Origin of the sequence: Bacillus massiliigorillae, assembly GCF_000380245.2 — a bacterium.
Classification (GTDB): domain Bacteria; phylum Bacillota; class Bacilli; order Bacillales; family DSM-1321; genus Bacillus_AD; species Bacillus_AD massiliigorillae.
In genome coordinates this window covers 1-17,512 of sequence record NZ_HG428747.1, presented here as the reverse complement: position 1 = coordinate 17,512, position 17,512 = coordinate 1, and the positions used below count along the sequence as shown (strand labels likewise).

The 17,512-nt window shown below is 34.8% G+C and carries 13 protein-coding genes; 7 read left to right on the top strand and 6 right to left on the bottom strand.

What is annotated here, in order from left to right; all coding sequences use genetic code 11:
- The first annotated feature begins 139 nt into the window (after nt 1-139).
- Nucleotides 140-1,984 (top strand): zinc ribbon domain-containing protein, encoded by a 1,845-nt coding sequence (locus TX86_RS23770; protein ID WP_042352817.1) that lies wholly within the window; start codon nt 140-142, stop codon nt 1,982-1,984.
- Nucleotides 1,985-2,043: 59 nt separating this feature from the next.
- On the opposite strand, the gene TX86_RS23765 is transcribed toward TX86_RS23770, so the two are convergent.
- Complete coding sequence (locus tag TX86_RS23765; protein WP_042352816.1) at nt 2,044-3,321, bottom strand: dicarboxylate/amino acid:cation symporter; 1,278 nt, start codon at nt 3,319-3,321, stop codon at nt 2,044-2,046.
- A 174-nt stretch (nt 3,322-3,495) separates the two neighbouring features.
- On the bottom strand, nt 3,496-4,533 hold the full coding sequence (locus tag TX86_RS23760; protein WP_042352814.1) for a DctP family TRAP transporter solute-binding subunit: 1,038 nt from the start codon (nt 4,531-4,533) through the stop codon (nt 3,496-3,498).
- A gap of 116 nt (nt 4,534-4,649) precedes the next feature.
- Between TX86_RS23760 and TX86_RS23755 the strand changes: the two genes are divergently transcribed.
- From TX86_RS23755 to TX86_RS23735, 5 genes are all read left to right on the top strand, one after another.
- Nucleotides 4,650-6,230 (top strand): ATP-binding protein, encoded by a 1,581-nt coding sequence (locus TX86_RS23755; protein ID WP_042353002.1) that lies wholly within the window; start codon nt 4,650-4,652, stop codon nt 6,228-6,230.
- Between the two features lie 12 nt (nt 6,231-6,242).
- Nucleotides 6,243-6,935, top strand: a complete 693-nt coding sequence (locus TX86_RS23750) for a response regulator (protein WP_042352813.1) — start codon at nt 6,243-6,245, stop codon at nt 6,933-6,935.
- Between the two features lie 465 nt (nt 6,936-7,400).
- Entirely contained in the window at nt 7,401-8,327 is a 927-nt protein-coding gene (locus tag TX86_RS23745; RefSeq protein ID WP_052343883.1) for a D-alanyl-D-alanine carboxypeptidase family protein, read from the top strand.
- 70 nt (nt 8,328-8,397) lie between these two features.
- The gene (locus tag TX86_RS23740) at nt 8,398-9,081 is read left to right on the top strand and encodes a response regulator transcription factor (protein WP_042352812.1); all 684 of its coding nucleotides are present in this window, start codon (nt 8,398-8,400) and stop codon (nt 9,079-9,081) included.
- Nucleotides 9,071-10,177, top strand: coding sequence for a sensor histidine kinase (locus TX86_RS23735; protein ID WP_042352810.1), 1,107 nt, complete (start codon nt 9,071-9,073; stop codon nt 10,175-10,177). The genes TX86_RS23740 and TX86_RS23735 overlap by 11 nt, the downstream gene beginning before the upstream one ends.
- A 186-nt stretch (nt 10,178-10,363) precedes the next feature.
- Here TX86_RS23735 and TX86_RS23730 read toward each other — a convergent pair whose 3' ends face one another.
- The 4 genes from TX86_RS23730 to TX86_RS23710 all read right to left on the bottom strand — a co-directional run bounded on the left by TX86_RS23730 (nt 10,364) and on the right by TX86_RS23710 (nt 15,918).
- Nucleotides 10,364-11,620, bottom strand: coding sequence for a dicarboxylate/amino acid:cation symporter (locus TX86_RS23730; protein WP_042352809.1), 1,257 nt, complete (start codon nt 11,618-11,620; stop codon nt 10,364-10,366).
- Nucleotides 11,621-11,905: 285 nt separating this feature from the next.
- Nucleotides 11,906-13,594: a glutamine--tRNA ligase/YqeY domain fusion protein gene (locus TX86_RS23720; protein ID WP_042352998.1), complete on the bottom strand. Its 1,689-nt coding sequence runs from the start codon at nt 13,592-13,594 to the stop codon at nt 11,906-11,908.
- A 157-nt stretch (nt 13,595-13,751) separates the two neighbouring features.
- A complete protein-coding gene (locus TX86_RS23715) occupies nt 13,752-14,606 on the bottom strand; it encodes a DegV family protein (RefSeq protein WP_042352807.1) in 855 nt (284 codons plus the stop codon).
- Between the two features lie 457 nt (nt 14,607-15,063).
- On the bottom strand, nt 15,064-15,918 hold the full coding sequence (locus TX86_RS23710; RefSeq protein WP_042352806.1) for a DegV family protein: 855 nt from the start codon (nt 15,916-15,918) through the stop codon (nt 15,064-15,066).
- 306 nt (nt 15,919-16,224) lie between these two features.
- On the opposite strand from TX86_RS23710, the gene purU reads away from it, so the two are divergent.
- Complete coding sequence (purU, locus tag TX86_RS23705; protein WP_042352997.1) at nt 16,225-17,124, top strand: formyltetrahydrofolate deformylase; 900 nt, start codon at nt 16,225-16,227, stop codon at nt 17,122-17,124.
- The last annotated feature ends 388 nt before the right edge of the window (nt 17,125-17,512 follow it).

Here is a 17,512-nt window from a genome sequence, read left to right as displayed (position 1 = left end):
GCTTTTGTTAAAAATAAGTATAGGAATTAAGTTGTGATTTTTGTCGAATTGTTAAAAATACCCATGGAAAATGATAAAGTAAGAAATGTTAGGCATAATTTGATTCATTTATTAATTTTTTAAGGAAGAAGGGAACCGAGTGAAGTATTGTCAATCATGTGGGAAACAAATAAGTGAAGGAGATCATAGTTGTGAAGCTTGCGGTTTTTCTGCGGAGCATGTAGCGAAACAAACAATGCAAGAAACATCAGCCACAGCACAATTAGCTGGAACAACTGTACCTCCTGTAGCTAAGAAAACATTTGGTAGAAAGACATTGATTCTTACAACTATTTTTGTACTTTTAGCTGCTGTTTCTGTAACAGCGGCAATGCTTTTACAAAAAACGCCAAAAGAATTATATTTATTAGCAGAATACAATAATTTACAGCAAATGAAAGCAGATTTTGATGACCAATATGGTGACGCTCTTGCATTTCAAGAAAAAATGTTAGAGAAACCATCTAGCTCTAAAGTGGAATTTACAGGTGGAATAGATAGCCCATCCCTGAACAATGATCCTGATTTTACGATGTTCAAGGAATTTTTAAATAAAGCTTCAATCTCTTTTAAAGCAGAGCAAGATCCTATTAAGCAGCAAAACTACTCAAATATAGCGGTAAATATAGATAAGAAGAAAGCAATTGATGCAGAGGTTTTTCAAACGAAAGAACGTATTGGAATAAAAATACCTGCATTATATGAAAAAGCTTTCTATTTTAATCTAGATGAATATGGAAGTCTCATGCGTACAATTGATCCGAATTATGTCGGTCCAGAAAAACTAGATTTCTCAGATTATCAATTTGATATGAAAGATTATCAGTTTACGGAAAAGGAAAAGAAGTATATTCAAGAACATTACGCAACGTTTATTACAGAGCAATTGGATGAGAAAAACTTCTCTGTACAAAAATCAGTCGATTATGAACAGAAGGGTGAAAAGCTAACATTGAAGGAAGTAACGCTTAAACTTTCATCTAGTGAAACGGAAAAGCTGATAAATAATTTTATGGATTATTTAATCAAAGATACAGAGCTTCATAATATGTTAGTTACTCGCATGGAGAAAATGTCTAAAGCAGGAATGGCCTCAGTTGATCCAAGTGTTGCATTGCCAGACGCAAAGCAACTGAAGGAAGAGTTAGTACAGTCATTAAAAGATATGAAGGAATCGATGAAGGATGTTAAGTATCCAGCTGGCTTTACATCTACACTTTTACTAGATAAAAATGAACAAATCGTTGATCGTAAAATGAAAATGACAATTGATGATGGTACTGAAAAAGTGAATTTAGTAGTGAATGGTAAAGATGTGCCTTATGGAGATAACAAACAATTCAAGGAAATTAAAATGGAAATAACATCTGGTAAAACTAATGCTGATAAACTAGTAGTTCAATATAACAATGATATTGCAACAACTGGTGACAAACGAAATGAAGATATGAAAGTTCATTTTTCAATCGCATCTAGCGGTGAACCAGAACAAGGGCTAGACATTTCCATGAAGAGTACGTTTAATGGTAAGAAGGCTAGTAAACAAGATATTGATAGAGTAATTGAGTTTGTTGTAAATGAGGGTAGTCAATCAAATGATGCTTTCGTTTTGAAAGGAAAAGTAAAGCAAAACAATGATATTAATCTTAAAGAAGAGTATTCTAAGCAGAAATTTGCTATAGAAGTTACCGGAGGAGAAGGTACTGAAACGATTACTTTTAAAGCTGACGTAGATACAGAAACAGTTTTAAAAGATAAGATTGATATGCCAAAAATAAATGAGAAGGAAGCTATTAATCTTGTCGGAATATCTGAAAATGATATTGCAAAGATAACAGAAGAGATGACTGCTAACCTACTTAAGATTGGTCAAAAGTTTGGATTAATCCCTGAAGGGGCTGGCATTCCAACTGCTGAAACGAATAGTAAAGTAGCGCAATTTTAAGTAATAACAAAAAACCATGGCTTGGTTGAACAAGCCATGGTTTTTTAAAAAGTAAATCTTTATATTGCTTCGTGATTGGTGTCATTCTTATTGTTTTTATCTTTTGCTAACTCTAATGGAGGATTGAATTCATTTTCCATTTTAGAAATAACAACTGTTGCTACGCTATTTCCAATTAAGTTTGTAATCGCACGTGCTTCAGACATGAAGCGATCGACACCTAGTAATAAGGCAATTCCTGCTACTGGAATCATCGGGAATGCTGCAAGTGTAGCAGCTAGTGTGATAAAGCCAGATCCAGTAACACCAGCGGCTCCTTTAGATGTTAACATGAGAATTCCGAGTAATAGTAACTCTTGTCCAAGTGATAAATCCACTCCGTACGCTTGTGCTATGAAAATAGCTGCCATTGATAAATAGATGGATGTACCATCTAGGTTGAAGGAGTACCCTGTAGGGACAACTAAACCAACCACTTGTTTAGAACAACCATAGTTCTCTAAGCGCTTCATAATACCTGGTAAAGCAGACTCTGAAGAAGATGTACCAAGAACAAGTAGAATCTCTTCTTTGATATATGCTAAAAACTTAAAGATATTAAAGCCATAGAATTTTGCGATTCCGCCTAAAACTAAAATAACGAATAGGAACATTGTTAAATAAACTGAACCCATTAGTTTACCAAGTGATGTAAGTGAACTTAAACCGAAGTTACCGATTGTATAAGCCATTGCTCCAAATGCGGCAAGAGGTGATATCTTCATAACCATATTTACGATTTTGAAGAAAATTTCTGCCACATTTTCAAAGAAAGAAATGACAGGCTTTGCTTTTTCACCAATAGACGCTGCTGCTAAACCGAACAGTACAGCAGAGAATAGTACTGGAAGTAGTTGACCATTAGCTAGAGCACCTACTACGTTTTCAGGAATAATATCCATAATAAAGTTAACAAATCCATGTTCGCTTTCAGCTGCTTGCTGTGTATATTGTGAAACATCTCCAGCTTTCAGGCCATCTGTGTTAAGCCCTTTACCTGGTTGAATGAGATTCACGACAATAAGTCCAATTGCCAAAGCAATGGATGAAACAATTTCAAAGTAAATAAGTGCTTTACCACCAATTTTCCCGACTTTCTTAAGATTGCCCATGCTACCAATCCCAATAACGACAGTTAGGAAAATAATTGGAGCAATAAGCATTTTTATCAACTTAATAAAGATATCTGCGAGTACTTTAAGTTGTGCTCCAAATTCAGGAAAGATGGCTCCTACTATAATCCCTAAGATAATACCAGAAATAACTTGAACCGTTAGATTTTTAAAATTAATCTTCATGGTTACCCCTTCTTTCAAATTATGCTTGTTACCGCTTTCAAAGTTTTTATCATCATAACGGAAAATGAAGCAAAATTGGTTTTATGGTGATAAAGGTCTTTTTGTTCTTTTTGGTCTCAAGAGAAAGGACCTTACCGTGGATTACGGTAAAGTCCTATATATCAAGCAAAATTTTCAGTGTTGTTGTAACTCATGTTGAATCTGTTTAATTAATTTTGGATTAATCTCTTCTTCATAATGCTGATAGAGCGGATCCCATTTTTTCATCCATTCTTTTTGAATCGATTCGGGTAGAGTATATATGCTTAGAGAAGAATCCTTCTTTATTTTTTCTAAATCATCTTTATTCATTTTCTCGGATTGCTTCATGTTCCAAAGCGTTGTTTCCTCTATGGACTCCTGTATTTTCTCCTGAATATCCTTCGGTAAGCTATTCCAAAAATCTTCGTTCATCATGACAGCATATCCTAGAATACCATGATTACTTATTGTCATATATTTTTGCGCTTTATAGAAACCTTTTGAATAAATATTAGAGATTGTGTTTTCTTCTGTATCAATGACGTTCTTTTCTAAAGCCGAAAACACTTTATCAAAACCTATATCAGACGGCGAAGCTTTTAACATAGTAAATTGTTGTTGAAGAATATCGCTTGGCATAGTACGTACTTTCAACCCTTTGAAATCTTCTACATGAATAAGAGGTCTTTGATTTGAAGTCATTTGCTTAAAGCCATTGCTCCAAAAAGCCATGCCTTTTATATTCATGTCATTAAGCATATCGAGCAACTCTTTACTAGTTTCTCCGGTAAAAACTTGTTGAATATCTTCATAATCTCGAAAGATGTATGGTAGATCGAGTACCTGCCATTCTGGAATGCTTTTTGTAAGGTTAGAGAAAGAGGGTGCAATCATTTGAATATCCCCATTTTGTAAAGCTTGTATTTCATTATCGTCTGAATAGAGCATACTATTGGGATACACTTCTACTTTCACTTTCCCATTTGTTTTCTGTTCGACTAGTTTAGCGAACTTATTAGCCGCTAGTCCTTTTGGTGTGTTTTCAGCTACTACATGACTAAAATTAATAACAATTTGGTCATTGAGTCCAGCTTGTTCTTCATCAGTCGGTAAATCGGAATCCATACCGAAATTATGCTGATAACCAATATATAATAATATTAAAATAACAAATGTTGTTGATATACTCATAAAATATCGCAAATGGTATCACGTCATTTCTTTGGAATCTTCTTAATATTGTAACATGACGGGACGTGATACAATATTAAGAAGATTATTCTTAGATAGGAAAGGAACATATGAGTATGAAGCGTATTCCGATTCATTGGAAAATCATAGCCCTTACTTTCTTCATCATTGCTCTTTCTTTCTTAGTTGCCGGTATTTTTATTTTTAATAACATTATGGAAACGAAAGAAAGTGAATTAAGTAATCGCTCTATGCTAATGGCACGAACGGTAGCCGAGTTGCCAGAAATACAGCAATATTTGAAAGAAGGAGAAGTTGCTTCTAAACAAATTGATCCTATCGTTGAAAGAATTCGTGTAATCAATAAAGCTGATTATATTGTTGTTCTCAATATGGATCGAGTTCGTCTTTCTCATCCTATTTCTGAAATGATTGGAACTAAATCTAAAACAGCTGATGAAAATGCTTCTTTTTTTGAGCATACATATTTATCGAAAGCAAAAGGAGAAGTAGGGACCGTTGTTCGAGCTTTTGTTCCAATTATGGATGAGCAACATGAGCAAGTAGGGGTTGTTATAGCAGGTTATGTTCTTCCAACTATGTGGGAAATTTTGATGAGTCTTAAGAAAGAAATCTTACTTACGACCATGTTTTCGCTATTCTTCGGAGGATGGGGAGCTTGGGCGCTTGCGCGACATATGAAGAGACAAATGTTTGGATTAGAACCTCATGAAATTTCTAGGCTTTACGTGGAAAGAAGTGAAACGTTTAATGCTATGCATGAAGGAATTATTGCGATTGATAATAATTTAGTTGTCACCATTTTCAATAATAAAGCACGAGAAATACTAGGGGTAGAAGGAGTAAATTTGGTTGGCAAATCTATTTATGACATTGTTCCAGATACACGCCTTCCAGAAATACTAGATTATAATTATCCAATTTATAATAAAGAGCTACAAATTAATAGTCGAAATATTTTAAGTAATCGCATACCGATTGAAGTTAATGATTATACGGTCGGTGCAGTAGCAATCTTCCAGGACCGGACTGAAGTGAAGAAGTTGGCGGAAGAATTAACAGGTGTAAAAGCATTTGTTCAAGCTTTGCGGATTCAAAATCATGAACATAAAAATAAATTGCATACTATTGCTGGGCTGATTCAACTGAATCATTATGATCGTGCTTTAGAATATATTTTTCAAGTTAAAGAAGAACAAGAGGAATTAACGAAATTTTTAGACCAAAAAATAAAAAATGATCATTTATCAGGATTACTTCTCAGTAAAATTGGTCATGGAAAGGAATTGGGAATTACTGTAGAAATTGATCGGAACAGTAAATTTACTCATTTTCCTAAAGGGCTTGATCAGCATGATTTTGTTATTATTCTTGGAAATCTAATTAATAATGCTTTTGATGCTGTTCAAGCAACTACTATTGAAGATAAGAAAATAGCTATTAGCATAGATCAAGAAGATGGGTTGCTTTCTATATTAGTAGAGGACAATGGATTGGGAATTCCTCCGAATAAGATTGATACGATTTTTGAACAAGGATACTCGACTAAGCAAGGTATGAGTCGGGGAATTGGTTTACATTTGATTTATGAGATTGTCAAAAAAGGACATGGAACGATACAAGTAGAGAGTGCTCTGAATGAAGGGACAAGCTTTATCATTACATTTGATATGTAGAGGGTGGTTTGTATGGGGAACATTACGGTTTTATTAATAGAAGATGATCCGATGGTGCGTGAGGTGAATCGTCAGTTCATAGAAAAGGTTAAGGGGTATACAGTGGTTGGTTTTGCTAGCAATGGAGTGGAAGGTATTTCACAAATAGAAAAATTAAAGCCAAATCTAGTATTTATGGATATCTATATGCCAGAGCAGGATGGCCTTTTGACAATTGAAAAGATACGAGGTAAAAAATTACCCGTGGACGTTATTACCGTAACGGCAGCAAATGATATGAAAACCGTGCAACATGTTCTGCAATATGGTGTTTTTGATTATATAATGAAGCCGTTTACCTTTGAACGAGTAAAACAATCTTTAGATAGGTACTCAGATTATAAACAACGAATGGATAGCGAAGATGGATTTACACAAAAGGAATTGGATCACATATTCCATTCCCAGCAATCAAATGAAAAGGAACATCCAAATGATTGTTTGCCGAAAGGGCTTAATCCAGCTACCTTAGATAAAATCGTTTCTTATATAAGCTCGCAAACAAATCCCATTTCTGCTGAAGAAGTATCAAAGGGTGTCGGGCTAGCTCGTGTTACGGCAAGAAGATATTTGGACTACTTAGAGAAACAAAATAAGGTGGAAATCATTATACAATACGGAGGAATCGGTCGCCCAGTTAATCAATATGTTGTAGTTGAAGAATAAAAAAACAAAGACTAACGTTGGTTTTTCTCTGTCCAACCTTACACCTGCTATGCTCGGAAATAAGTCAATCTGTTTTGAAAACCAAAAGCGGGTTTTCAAGAACAGCTCGTCTTATTTCTGCCGCATAGCTCTTTTTTGATTTGGGGGTAGCTCAAGGAGCATAAAAGACAATCAAAAAAGACCGGTGACGGTTTTTCTCTGTCCAACCTTACACCTGCTATGCTCGGAAATAAGTCAATCTGTTTTGAAAACCAAAAGCGGGTTTTCAAGAACAGCTCGTCTTATTTCTGCCGCATAGCTCTTTTTTGATTTGGGGTAGCTCAAGGAGCATAAAAGACAATCAAAAAAGACCGGTGACGGTTTTTTTTTACAAATTTAAGTTTTTCTTAAGCTTTTCTTTCATTTCTCTTTAGAGTCATTTCCTACAATTAAAGTATGGAAACTGACATGACGGAGATGAAAAAAATGAAGAGAACTGGTAAGGTATTTATTTTATTTATAATATTGATAACGGGTGTATGGGGATGGAATACGTATGGTAAAAGTCTTGATCTTCAAGGACTAACTCAAACTTCACCTAGTAAAATGAAACAAGCAGAAGGCGTTCATATACAGAATTTAGGTTTGACAGGATCTGTAGCGCTATTAATAGATGATCGCGATGGAACGATTTTATATGACAAGAATGCTAATAAACGTATATACCCTGCTAGTACGACCAAAATTCTTACGACATTACTAGCCTTGAAATATGGGGACTTAAACGAAGAGATGACAATCGGTGATGAAGTGAATGCTAAAGTGAAGGGGGAAAGTACAGCTTATTTAATGGAAGGCAGTACGTATACACTACGAGAGATACTGGCAGGTTTAATGTTGCCGTCTGGAAATGATGCAGCGAGAACAATTGCTGTTAATATTGGGAAGAAAATAGCGGGAGATGAAGGCTTAAGTCAACAAAAGGCAACAGCCGCATTTGTGGATGAAATGAACAGATATGCGAAGAAGCTAGGAGCAAATCATTCACACTTCGTTAATTCAAATGGACTTCATAATCGTAATCACTATACAACGGCATACGATATGGCATTGATTACACAGGCAGCTATGAAGATGGAGGGGTTCATGGATATTGTGTCGCAATCATCTTATCGAGACAAATCTGTTACTTTCAAAAATACGAATATGCTTCTAGATCCAGATAATGAGCATTATTTCGAGGGCGTGGATGGAATCAAGACTGGATTTACAGATGAAGCAGGGAGATGTTTAATTTCTTCTATTAAAGTAGATGGACGACATTTAATTGCCCTTGTTTTTGATTCAACTAAAGAAGATATCTTTCAAGATTCAACCGCATTATTGAATGCTGGCATCAACTATGGTGGCTAAATACACTATGATATAATTTTTATGAAGATTTCGTAAAAAATGATGGATTACAGAGAAGGGATGGATTGCCTTGAAGCAGATTCTTGTAGTGGATGATGACCAGGAAATCGTGAATTTGATTTCCATTTACTTGAAAAATGAAGGCTTTCTGATTCATAGAGCTAGTAATGGCAAAGAAGCATTGGAATTAATGAATAAAGAGAATATTGATTTACTCATACTGGATTTAATGATGCCTGTTATGGATGGAATGGAAGTGTGCAGACGTTTGCGTGAACAGGATAGTCTTGTACCAATTCTGATGCTTACGGCTAAGTCAGAGGATATAGATAAAATTAGTGGTTTGATGAGCGGTGCCGATGATTATTTAACAAAGCCCTTCAATCCATTAGAAGTGGTAGCACGTGTGAAAACATTGTTACGTAGAGTTTATCAGTACGTAAGCAAACCTCAAAGTGATCTTATTTTAATTGATAACTTGGAAATTGATCAACAGTCACATACGGTCAAAGCAGCAGGAAAAGTCATCTTACTTACTGCAAAAGAGTTTAGTATCTTGACGATTCTTGCTTCTAATCCTGGACGTGTATATAGTGCGGAGGAATTATATCAGCTCGTTTGGAAGGAATCCTATATGAATGCAAATAATACAATCATGGTTCATATTAGTAATCTTCGAGATAAATTAGAGAAGGAGCTTGGTTACAAGGTTATTAAGACGATTTGGGGAGTAGGATACAAAATTGAAAAATAATATACGTCGTTCTCTGCATCTTCGATTAATACTTGTTTTTGTCTATAGCTTAGTGTTGTCAGCTGTTACGAGTACGGTATTATTATTGTTTTTATATAAAATTTATAAGAATTCATCCGCTACGGAGTTTATCGGTATAACCATGAGAAAGTATTATTACGGATATGGATTATCACCTTTCGTTTTAGCGCTTATTCTTATATTCCAATTCATTTATTTTATTTGGTTGATTCGTAAATGGAGTGTTTATTTTACGCAAGTGGAGCATGTGACGATGGAGTTATCTGAAGGTAACTTTGATGTAAAGATTCCGAAAGATTCTACGAACATACCTCTGCATGTACTAGAAAATCTAGAGTTGATGAAAAGGCAGTTAGATTATCTGATTAAGGAAGAAAAGCGTGTAAGCAATTTGAAGAACGAATTGATTACGAATGTATCTCATGATTTACGAACACCTTTAACATCAATGATTGGGTATTTGCAATTGATTGAGAGCAATAAGTATAAAGATGAAGTGGAACTGATGTATTATGCAGATATTGCTTATGAAAAGTCGATTCGTTTAAAGCGAATGGTGAATGATTTATTCGAGTTTACGAAGCTTCAAAATGATGAAATCGTTCTCAATACGATACGATTGAATTTAAATGAATTGCTGAAACAGCTAGTTGCTCAATTCTTGCCCGAATCTGGTAAGAGAGGCGTTTGCATTGATTTAGTAGAAAAAGAAATGAACGTAATCTTTCAAGCTGATCCGGATAAGCTAGTACGGGTATTTGAAAATATTATTTCGAATGCACTTAAGTATGGATATGAAGGTAAGGATATTGATATTATCGTTGATAGAGAAGATGGATTCGCAACTGTGACTATTGTTAATATAGGTGATCCGATTCCACAAGCGGCAATACCGTTGTTATTCGACAGATTATACCGAGTAGAATCCTCTAGATCCTCTGAAACAGGAGGAACAGGCTTAGGTTTGGCGATTGCAAAAGGGATAGTCGATTCACATCGTGGTTCTATTGAGGTTACGAGCAATGAACAAAGAACCAGCTTTAAAGTGTTGTTGCCACTTTCGCCAGAAAAATAGAAGAGGGGCTACCCAAAAAGTCGTTGTTTTTGACTTTAGAGGATAGCCCCTTCTATGTTGTCTAACCTTACACCTGCTATGCTCGGAAATAAGCTCATCTTATTTCCGAGCATAGCTCTTTTTTGATTGGGAGTAAATCAAGGAGAAAAGACATCAATTAAAAAAGACCGGTGATGGTTTTACTAATTAAGCAACTGCTACTTTTTTCTTCAACCAGTCTTTACCTTCAACAAGGCGTGTGACCATCATGGCACAAACTGTGTTACCTGTACTATTTAAAAGTGTAGCTGGAGCATCAATAATCGTACTAATTACAGCGATGATTGGTAGTGATTCTACTGGGAATCCGAAAATACTTAGGATAAGCATTTCTCCAATCATACCACCGCCAGGAATAGCACCCATAACAGCACCAACAAGGAAAGAAACAACTAAAATACTTAAGAGACTTGAAACACTCGTCATGTCCTTACCGAATAAGGCGAATAAGAAGACAACCTTCATAACTCCACCTAAAACAGAGCCATCTTTATGCGTGTTTGCTCCAAGTGGAATAACAGTTTCGGCTATATCTGTAGGTACACCCATTTTTTTCGTTGAATCTAAGTTTACCGGAATAGATGCCGCACTTGAGCATGTAGCAACGGCAGTAACAGATGGTGGCAATACATTTTTCCAAAATACTTGTATGCCTAGTTTTCCACCAGCAAAATATGCATATAACGTAAAGAATCCAACAAAATAAATAACGGTGATGACAAGATATAGAACGAATACACGTGCATATCCCTCTAAGATGGAAGCACCTAAATCACCAATTACAGAAGCAAAATAACAGCCAAGTCCGATTGGTGCATAGTACATGATGAAAGAGACCATCTTCATCATAACTTCTGTACCAGATGATAGGAAGCTTGCAATTGGCTTACCTTTCTCTTTAGCAAAAGCTGTTGCTAATCCAAATAGAATGGAAAAGATAATAAGTTGCAGCATATTACTTTTCGAAAGTAAATTCGAGAAATCTGACACTGTTACTGTTTGAACAAGTTTATCTAGAAATGTTACTTCTTCAACAGCAGGATCGACATCACTTGTTGTCATTAATTCTTTAATAGCGGTAGTATCAGTGCCTTCAAGTGGATTAACGATAGAAACACCGATAATACCAATGACACCGGCAATAGTTGCTGTTACGAAGAAGACAAGTAGAATACTGCCCATAATTTTTCCTAAACGCTTCATTTCCGTCATATTCGCAATAGCTGACGCAATGCTGAAGAATACAAGCGGAACAATAATCATAAACATTAAGTTTAAGAACAAGTCTCCAAATGGCTTCACGACAGAAGCTTTTGGACCAAAAATAACTCCAGCAATACCACCAATAATGATTCCAAGTAGTAATAGAAGGGTCATTTTATAATTATTGAAAAAGTTCCTCATATAATTCCAACCTTCCAAAAATATTATTTAAACATAGCGATAAGTACAATGTATCACAAATAATTATTATATAACAACGGTGGAACAAGCGGTGAAAATTCCTCCATATTCAGTAAAAAAGTAAAAATAAGGTATAACAAGAAAAACCGTCGCTGCTCTTTTTGGATGATGATTATTTTTCTTGTATTACTTCCAATCAAAAAAGGAGGCTGTTCCGTGAATTTGTCATTTTGATTCACGGAACATTCTCCTACCCGAAGCAGAATTACTTCTGCTGACTAAACATTAAATTTTAAAAGAGCTTTTCAATGAAACGATTAAGTTAAATACAGGTTTTTCAGCTGTAGTTAATTTAGGATCTACATTGAAGTAGCCGTGGCGGAAGAATTGGAACTTGTCTCCACCCTTTACATCTTTCATGTTTGCTTCAACAAAACCTTCGTGTATCTCTAAAGAGTTTGGATTCACTTGGTCCATGAAAGTTTTCTCTTCAGTTGACTCTTCATCATCTTCTTGTAGAAGAGGATTGAACAGACGGAATTCCGCTGGAACTGCTTGTGTAGCTTCTACCCAATGAAGAGTGCCTTTTACTTTACGTTCATTAAAGCCTGAACCACTCTTTGTTTTTGGATCATATGTGCAGTGAAGCTCCACTACGTTTCCATTTTCGTCTTTAATAACTTCTTCACATTTAATGAAATAAGCGTGTTTTAAGCGAACTTCATTACCTGGGAATAGACGGAAATATTTCTTCGGTGGATTTTCCATGAAATCTTCTTGTTCAATATAAATTTCACGAGAGAATGGAATTTGGCGCATACCCATTTCTTCATTCTCTGGATTGATTTCTGCATCAAGCATTTCAACTTGTCCTTCTGGGTAGTTTGTAATCACGACTTTAAGTGGTTTAACAATACCCATTGTACGAGGTGCTTTTAGTTTTAAGTCTTCACGTACAAAGTGCTCAAGCATTTGTACATCAACGATACCAGATGTTTTTGCAACACCAATTTCACGGCAGAAGTTACGGATACTTTCAGGTGTGAAGCCTCTGCGACGTAAACCAGAAATTGTTGGCATACGTGGGTCATCCCAACCGTCAACTACTTCTTCATCAACAAGTTGCTTTAACTTACGTTTACTCATTACTGTATCTGTTAAATTTAAACGACCAAATTCATATTGATGTGGCTTTGCTTCCGTTTCACAACTCTCAATAACCCAATCATATAGAGGTCTTTGATCTTCGAATTCTAATGTACAAATAGAGTGTGTAACACCTTCAAGAGCATCTTCTAAAGGATGTGCGAATGCATACATTGGATATATGCACCATTTGTCACCTGTATTATGATGTGTTGCGTGAGCAATACGATAAATAACAGGGTCACGTAGATTAATATTAGGTGAACTCATATCGATTTTGGCACGTAATACTTTTTCTCCGTTACCGAATTTACCATCTTTCATTTGCTCGAATAATTCAAGGTTCTCTTCTACTGTGCGATTACGGAAAGGACTTTCCTTCCCCGGCTCTGTTAAAGTTCCACGGTATTCGCGAATTTCTTCAGCTGATAAATCATCCACATAAGCTAAGCCTTTTTTAATAAGAAGGATTGCTTTCTCATACATAAAATCAAAATAGTCGGATGCAAAGAATAAATTATCCCAGTCATAACCTAACCATTTCACATCTTCTTTAATAGCATCAACGTATTCTTGATCTTCTTTTAAAGGGTTTGTATCGTCAAAACGTAAATTCGTTTTACCATTGAATTCATCAGCTAATCCAAAATTTAAAACGATACTTTTGGCATGACCGATATGTAAATATCCGTTTGGTTCTGGCGGAAAGCGTGTTACGATGCTATCGTGTTTGCCGCTTTTTAAGTCGTCAATAACGATTGTTTTAATAAAATTAGAAGCGTTTGTCGCGTTATCACTCACTTTATTCAACCTCTTTCGTTTCTTCATCATTTAATTGAATTATATATAAAAAGTAGTTCTATTACAAAATAAGCAGTACAGTTTATGTGTTAATATAGCATATTTGGAAATGTATTTCTAATCGACACAAAGAAAACCTTTCACTGGCTTTTTGTAAAGCCGGAAAGGTTCTCTTACACACGCTTTAATTGACAGGATCGTTTGCCCAAGCTAGTACAATTGTGCCTTCACCTGAATGAACTGATACTGTAGAACTTAGTTCAGAAATAATGACTTCAAGATTAGGATGCTTACTTAACAATTGTTCTTTATAGTGTAAAGCTTTCTCCATTACGTTTCCGTGCATAACAAAGATTTGATTAATATCACTCTTTTGACAGGCTGTTTCAAATAGTTCAAGCATTCTTTTGACAGCTTTCTTCTCTGAGCGAACTTTCTCAAACAATTCAAACTTACCATCGAGAATACGAATAATCGGTTTGATTTGTAGAATGTTTCCTAGCAAATATTGCGTCCCAGACATACGTCCGCCTTTATAGAACTGATCCAGGTTTCCAAGAACCATGTAATTTTCTATTCTATAGGCATCTTTCTGAAGCTTTTTGCTGATTTCTTTATAATCCATGCCTTGTTCTTGTAATTCCATTCCAAGCCAAATCAATCGAGTGATAGCGATAGCCATAGCTTTAGAGTCGACTACTTCAACAGGGAAGTTCGCCAATTCTCCACCAGCTTTACAGCTTGCCAATGTTCCACTTAAGTCAGCTGAAATATGAATACCAATCGCTGCATCATAGTCATCCTTTAGCTTTTCAAATAGCTCAGCAAATCTACCAACTGGTGGTTGAGAGGTTTTTGGAATTTCTTTTTCATTTTTGAGATTTGTATAAAGCTGTTCGGTTGTTAAATTTACACCATCTTCATACGACCCATGACTAAATGTAATACTTAATGGCACTACATAAACGTCAGGGTGATTTTGTAAGTCTTCTGGTATATAAGCGGTACTGTCAGTGATCCAAGCAATTTTTTTTTTCATAACATTTATCCTTTAACATGAATTTTTACATTTACATGATTAATTTATAGTTGATATAAGTATGGCATAACCACACTAAGAGTATTAGTTTTATATTCTTATTTTACTGTATTTAAGTAAAGTTCTCTATTAATTGAAATAGTATTGAAAAAAATTTCACTTTCTATATTTTGTTCTATTAATAGAAAAGCACAAATGTGTGAGAAGATATACATATAAAGTTATGTAAATAAAATCGTATAATTTTGATTTAGCTTTTCTTGTATAATGATAAATTGAAAAGATGTAAATGTTAAGTGCTTTATGGAATTATATAATTGAAAATTGAAAAATACGGTTAAAACAAAGGGTAGATAATATATAAGAAGTAAGGTGGAATCGAGGTAACTTTATATTTTATATAAAAAAAGCAGAGCTTTAGAAATAGGGAATACCTATTATAGCTCTGCTTTTTATCTTATTTAGGCTCGTTATGCCAAATAATAGCGATTGTTCCTTCACCTGCATGTACAGCAATAGAAGAGCTAATCTCGCCGATAATTACTTCTAAGCCTGGATAATGTTTCAGAAATTCTTCTTTATATTCCTGTGCTTTTGCTTTCACATTTCCATGCATGATTTCAATTTTATTAACTGTATATTTTTGATACGCTTCACCGAAAAGATCAAGCAGTTTTTTTACTGCTCTTTTTTCAGAGCGTACTTTTTCAAATAGCTCAAATTCTCCCTTGTGAATACGGATAATTGGTTTAATTTTAAGCAAATTGCCTAGTAAGTACTGTGTACCAGACATACGTCCACCTTTGTAGAATTGATCCAGGTTTCCAAGAAGAATGTAATTTTCGTTTTTGGTAGCGTCTTCACGGAGGAAGTCAGCAATTTCTTTATAGTCAATACCTTGCTTACACATATCCATCCCTTTATGAAGTAGGGTTGTAATGACATAAGACATAGCGGTAGAATCAACAACTTCTATTGGGAATTCAGCTAGTTCTGCACCAGCTGCAACACTCGCTAGAGTGCCACTGATTTTACTAGATACATGGATAGCGATAGCTGCATCATAGTCTTTTTTTAGTGACTCGCATAATTCAGCGACCTTGCCCACAGATGGTTGAGATGTTTTTGGAACTTCTTTTTGTTCATTGATGCTTCTGTAAAGTATTTCAGTGGTTAAATTTACACCGTCTTCATAAGAGGCGTCATTGAAATTGATGCCAAGAGGAATGACATAAAGATCCGGATGATTTTTCAAGTCATCAGTGATAAAGGCTGTACTATCTGTAATCCAAGCGATTTTTTTTGAATTCATGAAATCTGTCCTTATATGTTTTTTCTGCAATACAATTAACATTGAGTATAGTTTTTGTATGTTTTCCCATTACATACTTTGTTTGTTTATAAATATCTAACTATTATTTTACTTCATTTATACTTCATTCACTATTATTTATGTGCCAATTGTCTTGAAAAAATGAACAAATTGTGATAATTTGTCGAATAAAGTTGTCTGGAGTGCTAATATCTCTAAAGTTTTCTGTATAGTTTGAATAAATATTTTTTTATTGCATTTTTCTGTATAATTATTTTAAAAATTAAAGCAAAGGTTAGGGATGTTATGAGAGATTTAATGCAAAAGCAAAAAAATGTGTACAGGCAGCAATTTGAGAATAGAGCAAGATTGTTAATTAAATGTCCAGACCAGCCAGGAATAGTAGCCGCTGTTTCTAACTTTTTATATGAGTACAATGCAAATATTGTAGAATCCAGTCAGCACTCTTCAGACCCAGATAATGGAACGTTTTTTTTACGTATGGAATTTGAACTACCACAATTAATAGAGGTTCGTACTCGTATGGAAGAAGCTTTCCTTACGATAGCAGAGCAATTTAATATGGAATATTCATTCCGCTATGTTTCTGAATTGAAGAAAACAGCGATTTTTGTTTCAAAAGAACCTCATTGTTTATTAGAGCTATTATGGGAATACCAAAGTGGAGATATGATGGTGGACATCGTAATGGTAATTAGTAATCATGAAGATACGAGAGAGATTGTTGAAGCATTAGATATTCCGTTCTACTATATACCAGCAAATAAGGATATAAGAGAACAGGTTGAACAACAACAAATCCAAATGTTAAAAGACCACCAAATTGACGTTATTGTATTGGCACGTTATATGCAAATTTTAACGCCAAACTTTGTAGCACAGTTCCCGAGTCAAATTATTAATATTCACCATTCATTCTTACCAGCATTTATTGGAGCACGTCCATATGAGCGCGCTTATGCAAGAGGCGTAAAGTTAATCGGTGCGACTTGCCATTATGTTACGAATGATTTAGATGAAGGACCAATTATTGAACAAGATATTAATCGTGTAAGTCATCGTGATTCTGTAGAAGATTTGAAAAAAATCGGCCGTAATATAGAAAGAAGCGTTCTAGCTCGTGGATTGAAATGGCATATTGAAGATCGTGTCATCGTTGAGAAGAATAAGACCGTATTGTTTTAAATGAAAAGTGAAATATCCTTCCTGAATAACGATGGAAGGATGTTTTTATTATTGGATGATTAGATAAGGAGGATATACTAAAAGTTTTTTATAAAAAAGTTATTGACTTATATATATTAAGATAGTATTATTGGAATTCCGAGCGAGAGATTTTAATGAAAAGTCTTTCTTTGCTAGGAAGTTTAAATTTAAGAAAACAAACGTTAATAAGCTTCATATCAATAGTTTTTATTTTAAAATAAAAAAGTTGTTGACAGCATAACGGTGAAAATGTTATCTTAATAAAGTCGCTTGAGAGCGGTGAAAAAATAATAATAAAAAAGTTGTTGACAAGAAACAACGGAAAATGTTATTATATAAAAGCTGCTGTAACGGCAACGAAATGATC